We start from the raw sequence: 15,352 nt of genomic DNA on the forward strand, positions 1-15,352 counted from the left end.
ACTCCGGAATCATTCATTAAATTAATGATTAAATAAATGAATGTCCTGGTGGACGCCAACTGCTGCCGTGCTGAGTAGGCGGCCGGGTCTGTGGTGAAGGGGTGGAAGAGGTGAACGAGGACCGTCGCGAGAGCGTTTCGGTGCGCAATGGGCGTGACCTTCTCGAGTGCGGAGCCGGCCTTCCATCCATCGACCAATTCGACTCGTGGCGAACGTGTTTGCGGCACACCGTGCTGTCGCAGGTCACCGATTTCATCGCCGCTCGCTGCGCGGACACCCTGCACGAGTGCGGCGTCGACGCGGCCGGTGAGACGCTCCTCGAGTTCGTCAACGGCGGCAAGTGCCTGCGCTCGACCTTCATGTACCTGGGTTGGCTGTGCGGCGCTCAAGAAGATCTGAGAGCTCTTTATGCCACCGGCAGCCTCGAGCTGATTCACGTCTTCGCACTGCTCCAGGACGACGTGATGGACAATTCGCCGTCGCGTCGTGGGCGTCCTGCGGCCCACGTTCAGTTGGCGAATTGGCACGGGCAGCGCGGTCTGGCCGGATCGTCACGACGCTTCGGCGAATCCGCGGCGGTGCTGCTCGGCGACCTGTGCCTCATCTGGGCCGAGCGGGTCCTGCGGGAAAGTGGTCTGGCGAGCGAACAGCTCGACCGGATGTGGCCCCGCTATGACGCCATGCGCACCGAACTCGCCACGGGCCAGTTCGCCGACCTGGCGCTGGACATCCGGAAATCGCCGAGTCTGGATTCGGTGCTCAATGTGGCCCGGATGAAATCGGGCAACTACACCGTGCGCCGGCCGCTGGAGATCGGCGCCGCGATGGCCGGGTGCGATGAGCACACCCTTGCCCGGCTTGGCGAGTACGGCCTTGCCGTCGGCGAGGCGTTCCAGCTCCGCGACGATGTCCTCGGCGTCTTCGGTTCACCGACAGCGACGGGCAAACCCAGCGGCGGTGATCTTCTGGAACGCAAAGCCACCACCGTGACGGTGACCGCCAAGCAGATGGCCGACCCGGCCACCCGCGCGCAATTCGACGAACTCATCGACACACCACATTTGGACGACGCCGACCTGGACCGGTGGCGAAGCCTGATCCTCTCCACCGGCGCGGTGCACCGGATCGAAGGGCTCATCGCCGAGCGCGTCCACGCCGCGCAGAAAGCCCTGGACACCGATCGGCTCGACGGACACGTCAGAGCCGCGCTGCTGGAGATGGCCGGCATCTGTACGAGCCGGGCCGCATGAACACGGGGGTATTGGGCTGATGCGGAAACTCAGCGGGGCTACCGAGCGGGTGATCGTCGTCGGAGCCGGTTTCGCCGGCCTGTCGGCGGCCCTGCACCTGGCCGGTCGTGGCCGTGACGTCACGGTCGTCGAGCGGGAGCCGTGGCCCGGCGGGCGCGCGGGTCGGCGCGACGTTGGTGGATATCTGGTCGACACCGGCCCGACCGTGATCACCATGCCGGACCTCATCGAAGAGGCCTTCGCGGCAGTCGGTGAAAGCACTTCTCAACGAGTCGAACTGCTGCCCGTCGAACCCGCGTACCGGGCCATGTTCGCCGACGACACGGCCATCGACGTGCATACCGACGCCGAGCGGATGGCTACCGAGGTGCGCGAGTTCGCGGGTCCCCGGGAAGCCGCCGGATATGCCGCTTTGCGAACGTGGCTCGACGAGCTGTACCGCACCGAGTTCGCGGGATTCATCGCGGCCAATTTCGACTCCCCGCTGTCGATGGTGACGCCGCAACTGGCACGGCTGGCCGCTCTCGGCGGCTTCCGCAAATGGGAGACGATGGTCAAGCGCCACATCGCCGATCCCCGACTGCGCCGAGTCTTCACCTTCCAGTCCCTCTACGCCGGTGTCGCGCCGCGACAGGCACTGGCCGTCTACGCGGTGATCGCCTACATGGACACCATCTCGGGGGTGTTCTTTCCGCGCGGCGGTGTCCGGGCACTGTCCGATGGGCTCGCGGCCGCCGCGCAGAGCGCGGGCGTCACGTTCCGCTACGGATCGACGGTCACCGGCCTGGATCGCACCGGCGACCGGGTCAGCGCGGTGATCACGGACGGCGGTGAGCGCCTTCCCTGCGACGCCGTGGTGCTGACCACCGAACTGCCGCTGACCTACCAGCTGTTGAACCGCAGGCCCGCCAGGCTGCTCCCCTTGCGGCCGGCACCGTCGGCGGTGGTCATGCATCTGGGATGTCGCTCGAGTGCGGCCGGCGCGTCCGCTCTGCCGCACCACAGCATCCTGTTCGGCGATGCGTGGGAGCAGACATTCACTGACATCATCACCGACGGCCGTCTCATGCGGGACCCGTCGCTGCTGGTCACCTGCCCGACGAGCAGCGACAACAGCTTGGCTCCGCGCGACCGCGAATTGCTCTACGTCCTCGCTCCCGCGCCGAACCTGACGCGTGGTCGCATCGATTGGGCCGATACCGCCGCGCCCTACGCCCAGTCGATGATCGACACCGTCCAGAGCCGACTGCTCCCGAATCTGCGGGACGACGTCGAGCTGCTGCATCTCGATACCCCCGCCGACTGGGCCCGGCAGGGGATGACGGCCGGCACACCGTTCGCGCTTGCCCACACGTTCGCCCAAACCGGACCCTTCAGACCGGCGAACCTGGTGCGCGGAATCCACAACGCGGTGCTGGCCGGCTCGTCGACCACCCCCGGCGTCGGGGTGCCGACCACGTTGATATCCGGGCGCCTGGCCGCCGACCGCATCACCGGAACCTCATCCCGGTCGACGACCAACCTCGACCTGAAAGCCCGGCACTGATGATCCACACCGAACTGGCGGCCGCCGGAATCAACGACCCCACGCTGCGAGATGCCTATCGCCGCTGCCGACGCATCGCCGCCCGCAATGGGCGGACATACTTCCTGGCCACCCGGCTGCTCGCACCGGATCAACGTCCCGCAGTTCACGCTCTCTACGCCTTTGCGCGATACGCCGACGACATCCTCGACGAGTTCAACCCCGAGCTCGATGCCCGGGCACGCGGGGAACGGCTGCAACGCTTGTCGGACCAGTTCTTCGGCAACGAAGATCGATGCGACGAACCCGTTTTGGTCGCCGTCGACCACACCGTGGCTCGTTACCGGATACCCGGTGATCTGTTCAAGGACTTCCTGAGCTCCATGCGCATGGACCTCAACGTCACCGACTATCCGAATCGCGCAGCGCTCAACCACTACATGCGGGGCTCGGCGGAAGTGATTGGCTTACAGATGCTTCCGGTCCTGGGGACCGTCAACGACCCGCAAGAAGCCGAGCCCTACGCGGAGGCGTTGGGCCAGGCGTTCCAGCTGACGAACTTTCTGCGCGATGTCGATGAGGATCTGGTGCGTAATCGCGTGTACCTGCCCGCCGACGAACTCGCGGCGGACGGCGTGGACCGGGAGTTGCTGGCCTGGTGCCACGACAACCGCCGCACCGACCCACGGGTGCGCCGAGCACTCGCCGCCCAACACGACATCACCAGGACGATCTACCGGTTTGCCGCTCAAGGGATCGCCGCGCTGTCACCCCGATCGCGCCCTTGCGTCGCAACAGCATTCACTCTGTACCAGGAAATCCTGGACCGCATCGAAGAGTCCGACTTCGCCGTGTTCAGTCACCGCGCCACCGTGTCGAAGGCGCGACGGTTACAGGTCGCCGGGGGTGCCCTTGTCGAGTCCTGGCGGGCACGCAGGGCCGACTCCGGTGCGCGTTCCCGATACCAGGAGCCCGGTGCGTCATGAACGACCGCTGGCAATACCTCGTCCTGCTCGGCCTGTGCCTGCTCATCACCGCACCACTCGAACTCTTCGGATCGGGGGTTTATCGGCAGTTCCGGCGGACGGTCCGGGCTATCGTGCCGGTGGCGCTCGTGTTTCTGATATGGGACTCGATCGCGATCGCGACCGGGATGTGGACATACAACCCCGCCTACGTCACCGGCATCGAGATCCCGCCGAACCTTCCCGTCGAGGAGGTGCTGTTCTTCGTGGTGATCCCGCTGTGCAGCCTGCTGACCTACAACGCGGTCGGCACAATCCTGAAGGGACGCAAGCGATGAGCTGGGTCGGCTATACGATTCCGGCACTGCTTGCCGCGCTGACCGTCTGCCTGATCGAGCTGAAGGTGTTGCGTACCGGCCTGTTTCGCAAACGTGCCTACTGGCTGACGATGGCGATCGTGTTCGGATTTCAGGTGCTGGTCGACGGTTGGCTGACAAAGCTCACGGCACCGGTGGTCATCTACAACGAGGCACACAGCAGTGGACTACGGTTCCCGTGGGACATCCCCGTCGAGGACTTCGTGTTCGGATTCGCCTTGATCACGGCAGTGCTGTTGGTATGGGAGCGGGCATGACCGACCGCCGGCGGCAGAAGCATCGGGGACCGCAGGGATTGCCGGGTGCAAACGAACTGGTGACGCGGCCCCGCACGGTGATCGTGGGCGGCGGAATCGCCGGCCTGACCGCCGCGACGGCCCTGGCCGAGCGCGGCGTAGCCGTCGACGTGATCGAGAAGGAGAGTTACCTCGGCGGGCGGGTCGGCGGATGGACCGAACAACACGCGGGCAGCGACTTCGCGATGAATCGCGGATTTCATGCGTTCTTCCGCCAGTACTACAACCTTCGCGCCCTGCTGCAGCGAATCGATCCGGCGCTGCGAATGCTGACACCGGTCGACGATTACCCACTGATCGACGGCGCCGGCCGGCGCGATACCTTTCGCGGACTGCCCCGGACACCTCCGTGGAATGCGCTGATGTTCGCGCTCCGCAGCCCGACCTTCCGGCTGCGCGACCTGGTTCGCATGGATGCGCGGGCCGCGGCGCCGCTGGCTTCGGTGTCCGTACCCGAGACCTACGATCGACTCGATCACATCGACGCCGAAACGTTCTTGAAGAACATCAATTTCCCCGAGTCAGCGCGCCACCTTGCCTTCGAGGTGTTCTCCCGCAGCTTCTTTGCGCAGCCGTCAGCGCTCTCGGCGGGTGAGCTCGCGACGATGTTCCACATCTACTTCCTCGGCTCCAGCGAAGGTCTCATCTTCGACGTCGTCAACGCCAACTTCGATGTCGGTCTGTGGAATCCATTGCGCGAGTACCTCAGTGAGCGCGGCGTGCGGTTCCAGATGAGCACCGCGGTGCATCGCGTCGAAACCGTCGGGGCCGGCGGATTTCGGGTACACACCGATTCCGGCGATCCTGTCGATGCCGACGGAGTCGTCCTCGCCGCCGATGTGGCGGGACTGAAATCGATTGCGGCTCAGTCTACCAACACCGCAAACGCACCCTGGCACGAGCAAATCCGACAACTTCGCAACGCCCCTCCGTTCGCGGTGCATCGCCTGTGGCTCGACCGCCCGGTGGAACCGGATCGACCCGCGTTCATCGGAACCTCGGGCCACGAGCCGTTGGACAACATCAGCGTTCTCAATCGCTACGAAAGCCAAGCCGCGGCTTGGGCAACCCGGCACCACGGTTCGGTCGTCGAATTGCATTCCTACGCGCTGAGTTCGGCGCTGTCGCGCACGGAAGCCCTGCGACAGCTGCACCGGCTCTATCCGGAAACCGCTGCGGCGAACATCGTCTACGAACGTGTGCTGGAGAGAAGCGACTGCCCGCTGTTCACTCCGGGGACCTACGTGCGCCGGCCCCGCATCGTGACACCCCAGCCGGGATTGGTGTTGGCCGGCGACGGGATCCGGGTGGATCTCCCGGTCGCCCTGATGGAGCGGGCGGCGACCACCGGCTGGATCGCGGGCAATCACCTGCTGTCCCGCTGGGGGCTCGCCGGTCATGACCTGCATACCGTTCCGACCCAGGGCAGGTCGGCGGTGTTGCGGTCGCTGGCCCGGCGCGGGGAGGCATCCCGATGACCGCGGGTGACCGACTGCGCGGACGGTGGCCCAAGCACTGGCCGCTGCAGATGGTCCCGCGCATCGCGTGGGCCGAGCAACAACCCACCTACCCCCAGGCACAGCCTGCCCTCATCGACGCCACGCTCGATCGGGCCCGGCGGCGCACGACGGGCAACTGGTTCGCGTTCGCCTCCAGCACCGACGTGCGCAGAGACCGCCCCCTGCCGGCGCGAGTCGCCGGGGTGGAACTGGTCGCCTGGCGGGGCACAAGCGGTGACGTGGTGGTCGGCCCGGCCGGGTGCCCGCACATGGGCGCGGACCTCGCGACCGGGACTGTCTCCGATGGCACCTTGTTCTGCCCCTGGCACGGTCTGGCCATCGACGGCACGACATGCGCGCTGCGATGGGCGGCACTGCCCGCCTACGACGACGGCGTTCTCGCGTGGGTCCGGCTGGACTCGGTCGGCGGCGAGGCACCACTGGATCGACCGGTGATCGGCGCCCGGCCCGCGGGCGACACCCTCGCGGCGGTCACCCGAGTGGTCGGGGTGTGCGAGCCGAGTGACATCATCGCCAACCGACTCGACCCGTGGCACGGCGCCTGGTTCCATCCGCACTCGTTCGCCTTGCTCGACGTGCTGACCACTCCCACCGAAGACGATGATCGCTTCGTCGTCTCGGTGACGTTCCGAGTCGGCCGGTTGGGCGTGCCGACCATCGCCGAATTCGTGTGCCCGGATGCCCGGACCGTCACGATGCGAATCCTCGACGGAGAGGGCGTCGGCAGTGTCGTCGAAACACACGCCACGCCAATCGGTCCCGGGCCGGACGGTCGACCGACCGTGGCGGTACTCGAAGCCGTCATTGCGCAGTCACCGCGCCCGGGGTTTCGGGCGGCACGCGCCGCGGCACCGTTGGTGCGGGCACTGGTACGGCACGCCGGGCATCGGTTGTGGCGCGACGACCTGCAGTACGCCGAACGCAGATACCAGCTGCGCCAACGCTGATCGGGATAGCCTGAGCCGGCAATGAAGAAAGTCCACCTGGCGATCGTCGTCGCCTCGGTCGTCGCGCATTTCGCCTACCTGATCTACCTGCCGAGCGGGGGTTTCCTGGCGCTGCGCTGGCGGCGGACGGTCTGGTTGCATGTGCCGACGGTGTGCTGGGGCGCGGCGGTGGTGAGCCTGGATCTACCGTGCCCGCTGACCGCGCTCGAACAGCGGGCGCGGACTGCGGCCGCAATGGAGCCGCTGCCGGAAAGCGGGTTCGTCGGCCGCTACGTGGCGGGCGTCGTGTTCCCGGCGAACCGCACCGGAATCGCGCAATCACTCGCCTTCATCGCGGCCGCGGTGTCCTGGGTGGCGCTGGCGGTCCAACGTCGCCCGCGCTGACCCGTTGCGGACATTTCGGCGGTCGAGCCCGTACCCTTGAAAACCTGATGAAGGACGCGGGTAGGTGAACGACAAGCGCCGCACGGGTGAACCACAGCCCGAGCGGGCTGAGCTGGAACGGCAGCTTTCCGCTGACGTGCGAGCGATGACCGCCCGATCAGACCGGGTGGGCCGATATTTCGCTCGCGCGAATGACGTCAACAACAGCGATTTTCATGCTCTGTTGCACATCATGGTGGCCGAGACCGAAGGCGTACCGCTGAACCCCGCGCAGCTGCGCCAGCGCATGGACCTCTCGCCCCCGGCGATCACCTACCTGGTCGACCGCATGATCGAGTCGGGCCACATTCGACGCGAACCGGACCCCGGGGACAGGCGCAAGTGGCTGCTGCGCTACCAGGAGCGCGGGATGGCGTTGGCCCATCAATTCTTCAGGCCGCTCGGCTCTCGGATCAGCACGGCTCTGGTCGATCTCGACGACAGCGATCTGGTCGCCGCCCATCGGGTGTTCACGGCGATGATCGCCGCGATGGCGGCGTTCGAGGACGACCTGGGCCATGTCGAATCCCCATCACCCGATGTCGGGGGCAACGCCCCCACGCGCCGAGGGCGAGGAAAGGCCCGAAGCACCGCGCGAGCGGACTGAGAGCAGGCGATGCTCGATCAGATCCGCCCCGCGTCGCACACCTCCGGTGGCCGCGAAGCCGTCGGCAACCCGCCGCGCCCCCGCCGTCATGCTCGTTGCGCGCAACACGGCCTGGCGAAGGCGTCGTGAGGTGAGTCGTCGTGGCGGCAAGCGGGTTCCGCACGCGGCCATCTGGACCCTGCGCGCGACTTCGCTCTGATCGCGCGCGAACGGCACGACACACACCGGCACACCGTGGCTGAGCGCCTTGACGGTGGTACCCATCCCGCCATGTGTCACCACGCAGATCGCGCGCTCCAGCACCGCCTGGTGAGGTACGAAGCGGCACACTGTCGCGTTCGTTGTCCGCGGCAGGCCGACGGGGATGCCGGCCGGAAAGCTGGCGACGACGTGCACCGGCTGATCGGCGAGCGCCTGCAGCGCAACGTGACCGAGCCGTCCGTCGCCCTGGGCGATCGACGACGTCCCGACCAACACGATCGGGCGATCGACAGCGGCCAGCCACGGCGGCATTTCCGCGGGCTCCTGTTCGAATACGCACGCTCCGAGGAAGTGCACGGTGTCGGGCCAATCGGGGCGCGGGTACTCGAAGGGTTCACCACCGACTGCGAGCAGCAGCGGCGCCTTGCGCATCAGGGCGTCGACGGAATCGACCGGCGTTGCACCCAACCCCGCTCGAATTGCGTTGAGCCGGGGCAGGATCGGGCGGTCGAACAGCCACCTGACAACGGGTCGCATCACTGCGTCGCGCGCACTGCCGAGGATGCCCGGCAGTGGGCGCAAGCCAGGACCGAACGGTGGCGCATGCCGGGAGTGCAGGTAGGGCGTGAACGGCGAGAAGACTGACCAGGGATGGCTTCCGACCTCCGCGGCCGAGATGGCACCCCAACAATTCGCATCGACGATGGTCGCGTCGGGCCGGACCGCCGCCACCGCTTCGCGATAGTCGGCGACCTCGAGGGCTGCTCGACGACAGAGCACATCGGTCGAGCGTTTGAGCACTCCCAATGCATTGCGGGCCAACCAATCTTGCCCGTCGATGGCCTCGATTCGGGCGTCGACGGCGGCGGCGTTCAATCCCGCCGCCCGCATCGCCCCGACCTGATCGGCCATGGTGCGTAGATGCACCTGATGGCCACGCCGAGCCAGCTCCACGAGGAGTGCCGCCAACGGAAAGACATGTCCCAATGCCGGCGAGCCGTAAGCCAGAATCACTGCCATTTCTTCACCTAGCCGATGGGCACCGCACCAAGACCGCGCAAAGCCGCCAAATCGCTTGCGCCACAGCCGTGCAGACATACCCGAAGTTCGTCGATGAACCGCTGCAGCCACTCGGCGACCGCCTCGGCCGACTCGATGGCCGCGGGCAGCAGTGGGCGGGCGACCGCCACCACGTCGGCACCCAACGCCAGCGCCTTGGCTGCATCAGAACCGGTCCGGATTCCCCCGGACGCCACCAGAGGGATGCGCGGCAGCGCTGTACGTACCTCCACAAGTGCTTGGGCGGTGGGGATCCCCCAATCGGCCAAGTGCGGATACCTCAACTCGCCATAGCGGACGAATTGCTCGACGCGCGACCACGACGTGCCACCCGCGCCCGCCACATCGATCGCCGCGACGGGTGCCTCACCGGTGCGTCGCAACAGTTCCGACACCGCGTTGGCGCCGATACCGTGGCCGACCTCTTTGAGTAGCACCGGACGATCCAGCATCGGCACCAGCTCATGCAGACGGTCGATCGAGCCGGTGCAGTCGGTGTCGCCGTTGTCCTGCATCGCCTCTTGAAGTGGATTGGTATGCACTGCAAGGGCATTCGCGCCGACTCGATCCAGCGCCGACACGATGTCGGGTACTGCCTCCTCGGTGAATTGCGCGAGCCCGACGTTGCCGATCAACAACACGTCCGGCGCCACCTCACGCACAGCGAAGCTTCCGGCCGCCCGCTCGCCCATCGCGCTGTTGAACATCACCCGCTGCGAGCCGAGCATCATGCCGATACCGAGCCGATGGGCGGCGCCGGCCAGATTCCGGTTGATGACACCGGAGAGCTCGACCCCGCCGGTCATCGCACCGATCAAGACCGGCGCGCGCAGGTCGACCCCAAGAAATCTGGTCGTCAGGTCGACGTCCGCCAGCCGAGTCTGAGTGAGCGCGTTGTAGGGCAACCGATAGCGCTCCAGACCTGTCGTCACCCCGCGGTAGCCGACGTCTCCGTCCAGGCACACCTCGATATGTCGGCGTTTGCGTTGGTCGAGCAATGCCATTCCGCGTATCACCTACTCCCGGTCAGCACTGCTCTGGTCGACGGAACCAGCCTACCGAATTCATTAAGCTATTGAATAGTTAAGCTATTGAATATAGCGTTGCCTGGTGGAATGACGGACAGGGGGCGCTAGATGTTAGCGGCGATCGCCAGGGTGTCCGTGGCCGCGCCGCGACGCATCCTGACCGCTGCCGCGCTCCTCATGATCGGCATCGCGGTATTCGGAATTCCGGCGGCGGCCAGTCTCTCCGCCGGCGGATTCATCGACCCCAGCTCGGAGTCGGCCCGTGCGTCACAGATGCTCGCCGACACCTTCAACCAGGGCGATATGGACCTTGTCGTTCTGGTCGGCTCGCGTAACGGTGTCACGACCGGAGCTGCACGCGCGGTCGGCACCGACATCGTCCGAGAACTCGCGGCCTCCCCATACGTATCGCAGGTCATCTCACCCTGGGGCCAACCCCCGGTGCCGGGCGCCCTCACCGGCGACGGAACGTGGGGAATGGTCGTTGCCGCGATCAAGGGCGACGAGAACACCGCCCCCAAGCGCGCACAGGCACTCGCCGATCGGCTGCCACACAGCACCGATGAGGTCCACGTTCAGGCCGGGGGCTCGGCGTTGACCTATTCCGAGATCGGCAGACAGACCGAAGAAGACCTCATCCGCATGGAGGCCATCGCGATCCCCCTGAGTTTCGCCGCGCTGGTGTGGGTATTCGGCGGGTTGCTCGCAGCGGCTGTTCCGGTGGCGGTCGGCGGATTCGCCATTCTCGGCTCACTTGCGGTTCTGCGAGCCATGGCTTTTGTCACCGATGTGTCGATCTTCGCCCTCAACGTGGCGGTGGCATTGGGATTCGCGTTGGCGGTGGACTACACCCTGCTGATCATCAGCAGATTTCGAGAGGAATTGAGCCACAATCACTCCCGAGAAGAAGCTCTGGTCCGCACCATGACCACCGCGGGCCGAACGGTTGCGTTCTCGGCGTTGACCGTGGCGCTTTCGTTGGTGGGGATGGCGCTGTTCCCGATGTACTTCCTAAAATCGTTCGCCTACGCCGGCGTGGCGGTGGTGGCGTTCGCCGCGTTCGCGGCCGTGGCCATAAGCCCCGCCGCTATCGTCCTGGCGGGCGACCGGCTCGACGCGCTCAATGTCAGGCGGGGCCTGCGAAAGATGCTCGGCCGCGCCGAGCCGCAGACACTCCAGCCGGAACAGACCGCGTGGTATCGGATCGTGAAATTCGTTACGCGGCATGCAATTCCAGTCGGATTGGTGTTCACCGCGGTCCTGCTGGTGTTGGGGGCGCCGTTCCTCGGAGTCAATTGGGGCAACCCCGACGATCGCGTGCTGCCCGCTTCGTCGTCGGTGCGCGCTGTGAACGACCGGGTCCGAACGGATTTCGCGATGAATTCCACGACCGCGGTGAAGATCGTGCTGCCCGACACGTCGGGACTGATCAACCGCGATCTGGAGAGCTACGCATCTCAACTGTCTCGGGTACCCGACGTGACCTCCGTGTCGGCACCGACGGGCACGTTCGTCGGCGGCAACCTCACCGCGCCACCCTCAGCACCGGCCGGCACGTCTGGCCACAGCGCCTTTCTGACAGTCGAAACCAGCGCTCCGCTGTACACGCAGGCGTCCGAAACCCAGCTCGACCGACTGCGTGATGTGCCCCGCCCGGGTAATGCATCCGCACTCTTCACCGGTGCCGCGCAAACGAATCGTGATGGTGTACAGAGCATTACATCTCGCCTGCCGGTCGTACTCGCCTTCATCGCCGTCGTCACGGTGATATTGCTCTTCCTGCTCACCGGCAGCGTCACGTTGCCCATCAAAGCGGTGTTGTTGAACATACTTTCGCTCACCGCGGCTTTCGGTGCACTGGTGTGGATTTTTCAGGAGGGTCATCTGTGGGCGGCCGGCACGACGTCGACGGGGACGCTGGCCGTCAACATCCCGGTCCTGATGTTCTGCGTCGCGTTCGGATTGTCGATGGACTACGAGGTGTTCCTGATCTCTCGCATCCGGGAGTTCTGGTTGGCTTCGCCCCGAAGCAGTTTCGACAACGACGAGAGCATCGCGCTCGGCATCGAGCGCACCGGGCGGGTGGTGACCGCCGCCGCCCTGTTGATGACGATCTCGTTTGCGGCGCTGGCATTCGCCGGTGTGTCCTTCATGCGGATGTTCGCCATCGGACTGACCATCGCGATCCTGGCCGATGCGACCGTGGTGCGGATGCTGCTGGTGCCCGCCTTCATGCACGTGCTGGGCAGGCTGAACTGGTGGGCGCCGGCTCCGCTGGCTCGGTTTCACGAGCGGCTGCTCTCCCCGAAAGCCGCAGCTGAGCGCCCCGCAGAATCGGCGGCGCGATGATCACCGGCCGACGGTCAGGCCGACTTTCTGGAATTCCTTGAGATCGCAGTATCCGGCCTTGGCCATCGACCGGCGGAGGCCGCCGACCAGGTTCAAGGAACCGAACGGGTCATCGGACGGCCCATTGAGCACCCGGTCCAGGGACGGGCGCTCCCCCGCCGCGATCTGCAGCAGTGCGCCGCGGGGCAGTGACGGGTGTGCCGCGGCCACCGGCCAGAACCAGCCGTCGCCAAGCGCCTCGGCCGACTCGGCGAGCGGGGTGCCCAGCACCACCGCGTCGGCGCCGCAGGCGATGGCTTTGGCCAGGTCACCGGAGGTGTGAATGTCACCGTCGGCCAGCACGTGCACGTAACGTCCGCCGGTCTCGTCGAGGTACTCACGCCGAGCGGCGGCGGCATCGGCGATCGCGGTCGCCATCGGGACGCTGATGCCCAGCACCTCGTCGCTGGTGGTCACCCCGAGGGTGGAGCCGTAGCCGACGATCACGCCGGCCGCGCCGGTGCGCATCAGGTGCAGCGCGGTGCGGTGATCCAGCACGCCACCGGCGACCACCGGGATGTCCAGTTCGGAGATGAACGTCTTCAGGTTCAACGGTTCGCCGTGGGAGTCCACCCGCTCGGCGGAGATGATCGTGCCCTGGATGACCAGCAGGTCGACGCCAGCCTGCACCAGCGCCGGTGTGAGCGCCTGCGCGTTCTGCGGGCTGACCCGAACGGCGGTGGTGACCCCGGCGTCGCGGATGCGCGCCACCGCGGCCCCCAGCAGCTCGGGGTCCAGCGGCGCGGCGTGCAGCTGCTGCAGTAGCCGGATCGCGGCCGACGGTTCGGGTTCCTTGTCGGCGGCCTCGATGACTTCGATGATCTTGGCCTGGACGTCGGCGTGCCTGCCGATCAGTCCCTCGCCGTTGAGCACGCCGAGCCCGCCGAGGCGGCCCAGTTCGATCGCGAACTCCGGGGACACCAGGGCATCGGTCGGGTGCGCGACGACCGGGATCTCGAAGCGGTAGGCGTCGAGTTGCCAGGCCGTGGAGACATCCTGCGACGAACGGGTCCGCCGGGAGGGAACGATGTTGATGTCTTCGAGTTCGTAAGTGCGGCGGGCAGTTCTGCCCATGCCGATTTCAACCATGTCTCGCACGGAGGGACCCCTAGCGGGCGTAGTAGTTGGGGGCTTCGACAGTCATCGTGACGTCGTGCGGGTGGCTCTCCTTGAGGCCTGCGGAGGTGATCCGCACGAACTGCGCGTGCTGCAGCCCTTCGATGCTGGAGGCGCCGGTATAGCCCATCGCCGCCCGCAGACCGCCGGTGAGCTGGTGGATGACCGTGGACAGCGGACCGCGGAACGGCACCCGCCCCTCGATGCCCTCGGGCACCAGCTTGTCCTCGGAGAGCACGTCGTCCTGGAAGTAGCGGTCCTTGGAGTAGGACTTCGCGGCACCGCGACCCTGCATGGCACCCAGCGACCCCATGCCGCGGTAGCTCTTGAACTGCTTGCCGTTGACGAAGATCAGTTCGCCCGGCGCCTCCGCGGTGCCGGCCAGCAGCGAGCCGAGCATCGCGGTCGACGCGCCCGCGGCCAGCGCCTTGGCGATATCGCCGGAGTACTGCAGCCCACCGTCGGCGATCACCGGCACACCGGCTCGCGCGCACACCGCGGTGGCCTCCAGAATCGCCGTGATTTGTGGTGCGCCCACCCCTGCCACCACGCGAGTGGTGCAGATCGAGCCGGGCCCGACCCCGACCTTGACGGCGTCGGCACCGGCCTCGAGCAGTGCCAAGGCCCCGCTGCGGGTGGCGACGTTGCCGCCGACGACCTCGACCCGGTGCCCGACCTCGGCCTTGAGCTTGCCGACGGTGTCGAGGACCCGGCGGTTGTGAGCGTGGGCGGTGTCGACGATCAGGACGTCCACGCCGGCGTCTACGAGAGCCATGGCGCGCTCCCACGCGTCATCGCCGACACCGACGGCCGCACCGACCAGCAGCCGGCCGTCGCTGTCCTTGGTGGCCAGCGGGTGCTGCTCGGTCTTGACGAAGTCCTTGACGGTGATCAGACCGGTCAGCCGGCCGTGCCCGTCGACGATCGGGAGCTTCTCGATCTTGTTGCGCCGCAACAGGCCCAGTGCCGCGTCGGCGGTCACACCTTCCTGCGCGGTGATGAGCGGTGACTTGGTCATCACTTCGGCGACCGGCTTGCTCATGTCCACTTCGAAGCGCATATCGCGGTTGGTGATGATCCCGACCAGGGCGCCCTGCGCGTCGACGACCGGCAGGCCCGAGATGCGGAACCGAGCGCACATCGCGTCGACCTCGGCCAGGGTGTTCTCCGGCGAGCAGGTCACCGGATCGGTGACCATGCCGGCTTCGGACCGCTTGACCATCTCCACCTGGCCGGCCTGCTCGGCGATCGAGAGGTTGCGGTGCAGCACGCCCATGCCGCCCTGGCGGGCCATCGCGATGGCCATCCTGGCCTCGGTGACGGTGTCCATCGCGGAGCTGACCAGCGGCACCTTGAGCCGGATCTTCTTGGTCAGCTGGCTGGACGTGTCGGCGGTGGCGGGCACCACGTCGGAGGCTGCGGGCAGCAGCAGGACGTCGTCGAATGTCAGGCCGAGCATCGCGATCTTGTTCGGGTCGTCACCGCCGGTGGGAACCGAATCCCCCAGCAGGCCATTCAATTGCGCGGTCAGGCCGTCGATGCGGCCGGTGCTGCCTTCGGCAATGGTCATCGGTGGGCCCCCATCAGCTGGCGGAATGTGGACCCCATCCTATCGGCTCGCGATGACGTTCCCTGGCGCGATACCCGCTG

Annotated in this window: 14 protein-coding genes; 10 read left to right on the plus strand and 4 right to left on the minus strand. The window is 66.7% G+C overall.

Annotated elements, in window-relative coordinates; all coding sequences use genetic code 11:
* Positions 1-140: 140 nt before the first annotated feature.
* The 9 genes from EV580_RS09040 to EV580_RS09080 all read left to right on the plus strand — a co-directional run bounded on the left by EV580_RS09040 (position 141) and on the right by EV580_RS09080 (position 7,910).
* A complete protein-coding gene (locus tag EV580_RS09040; protein WP_133691107.1) occupies positions 141-1,250 on the plus strand; it encodes a polyprenyl synthetase family protein in 1,110 nt (369 codons plus the stop codon).
* Between the two features lie 19 nt (positions 1,251-1,269).
* Positions 1,270-2,796, plus strand: coding sequence for a phytoene desaturase family protein (gene crtI / locus EV580_RS09045; protein ID WP_133690691.1), 1,527 nt, complete (start codon positions 1,270-1,272; stop codon positions 2,794-2,796).
* On the plus strand, positions 2,796-3,761 hold the full coding sequence (locus tag EV580_RS09050; RefSeq protein WP_133690692.1) for a phytoene/squalene synthase family protein: 966 nt from the start codon (positions 2,796-2,798) through the stop codon (positions 3,759-3,761). The genes crtI and EV580_RS09050 overlap by 1 nt, the downstream gene beginning before the upstream one ends.
* A complete protein-coding gene (locus EV580_RS09055) occupies positions 3,758-4,078 on the plus strand; it encodes a lycopene cyclase domain-containing protein (protein ID WP_133690693.1) in 321 nt (106 codons plus the stop codon). The genes EV580_RS09050 and EV580_RS09055 overlap by 4 nt, the downstream gene beginning before the upstream one ends.
* Positions 4,075-4,374 carry a lycopene cyclase domain-containing protein gene (locus tag EV580_RS09060; RefSeq protein WP_133690694.1) on the plus strand — a complete coding sequence of 100 codons (300 nt, stop codon included), beginning with the start codon at positions 4,075-4,077 and terminating at the stop codon, positions 4,372-4,374. Before EV580_RS09055 ends, EV580_RS09060 begins: the two co-directional genes overlap by 4 nt.
* On the plus strand, positions 4,359-5,891 hold the full coding sequence (locus EV580_RS09065) for an FAD-dependent oxidoreductase (RefSeq protein ID WP_133690695.1): 1,533 nt from the start codon (positions 4,359-4,361) through the stop codon (positions 5,889-5,891). The genes EV580_RS09060 and EV580_RS09065 overlap by 16 nt, the downstream gene beginning before the upstream one ends.
* Entirely contained in the window at positions 5,888-6,880 is a 993-nt protein-coding gene (locus EV580_RS09070; RefSeq protein WP_133690696.1) for a Rieske (2Fe-2S) protein, read from the plus strand. Before EV580_RS09065 ends, EV580_RS09070 begins: the two co-directional genes overlap by 4 nt.
* 21 nt (positions 6,881-6,901) lie before the next feature.
* Positions 6,902-7,264 carry a DUF2784 domain-containing protein gene (locus EV580_RS09075; protein WP_133690697.1) on the plus strand — a complete coding sequence of 121 codons (363 nt, stop codon included), beginning with the start codon at positions 6,902-6,904 and terminating at the stop codon, positions 7,262-7,264.
* Positions 7,265-7,328: 64 nt separating this feature from the next.
* Complete coding sequence (locus EV580_RS09080) at positions 7,329-7,910, plus strand: MarR family winged helix-turn-helix transcriptional regulator (protein ID WP_370581548.1); 582 nt, start codon at positions 7,329-7,331, stop codon at positions 7,908-7,910.
* Here EV580_RS09080 and EV580_RS09085 read toward each other — a convergent pair.
* Together EV580_RS09085 and fni are read right to left on the minus strand one after the other, a co-directional pair.
* Positions 7,836-9,131, minus strand: coding sequence for a glycosyltransferase (locus EV580_RS09085; protein WP_133690698.1), 1,296 nt, complete (start codon positions 9,129-9,131; stop codon positions 7,836-7,838). The genes EV580_RS09080 and EV580_RS09085 overlap by 75 nt on opposite strands.
* 8 nt (positions 9,132-9,139) lie before the next feature.
* Positions 9,140-10,174 carry a type 2 isopentenyl-diphosphate Delta-isomerase gene (gene fni / locus EV580_RS09090; RefSeq protein ID WP_133690699.1) on the minus strand — a complete coding sequence of 345 codons (1,035 nt, stop codon included), beginning with the start codon at positions 10,172-10,174 and terminating at the stop codon, positions 9,140-9,142.
* Positions 10,175-10,306: 132 nt separating this feature from the next.
* On the opposite strand from fni, the gene EV580_RS09095 reads away from it, so the two are divergent.
* On the plus strand, positions 10,307-12,547 hold the full coding sequence (locus EV580_RS09095) for an MMPL family transporter (RefSeq protein WP_133690700.1): 2,241 nt from the start codon (positions 10,307-10,309) through the stop codon (positions 12,545-12,547).
* Here the strand turns inward: EV580_RS09095 and EV580_RS09100 are convergent, their stop codons facing one another.
* Both EV580_RS09100 and guaB read right to left on the minus strand, forming a co-directional pair.
* Complete coding sequence (locus EV580_RS09100) at positions 12,548-13,675, minus strand: GuaB3 family IMP dehydrogenase-related protein (protein WP_133691109.1); 1,128 nt, start codon at positions 13,673-13,675, stop codon at positions 12,548-12,550.
* Positions 13,676-13,694: 19 nt separating this feature from the next.
* On the minus strand, positions 13,695-15,272 hold the full coding sequence (gene guaB / locus EV580_RS09105; protein ID WP_166654621.1) for an IMP dehydrogenase: 1,578 nt from the start codon (positions 15,270-15,272) through the stop codon (positions 13,695-13,697).
* Positions 15,273-15,352: the final 80 nt, after the last annotated feature.

Source organism: Mycobacterium sp. BK086, assembly GCA_004362315.1.
Classification (GTDB): Bacteria; Actinomycetota; Actinomycetes; order Mycobacteriales; family Mycobacteriaceae; genus Mycobacterium.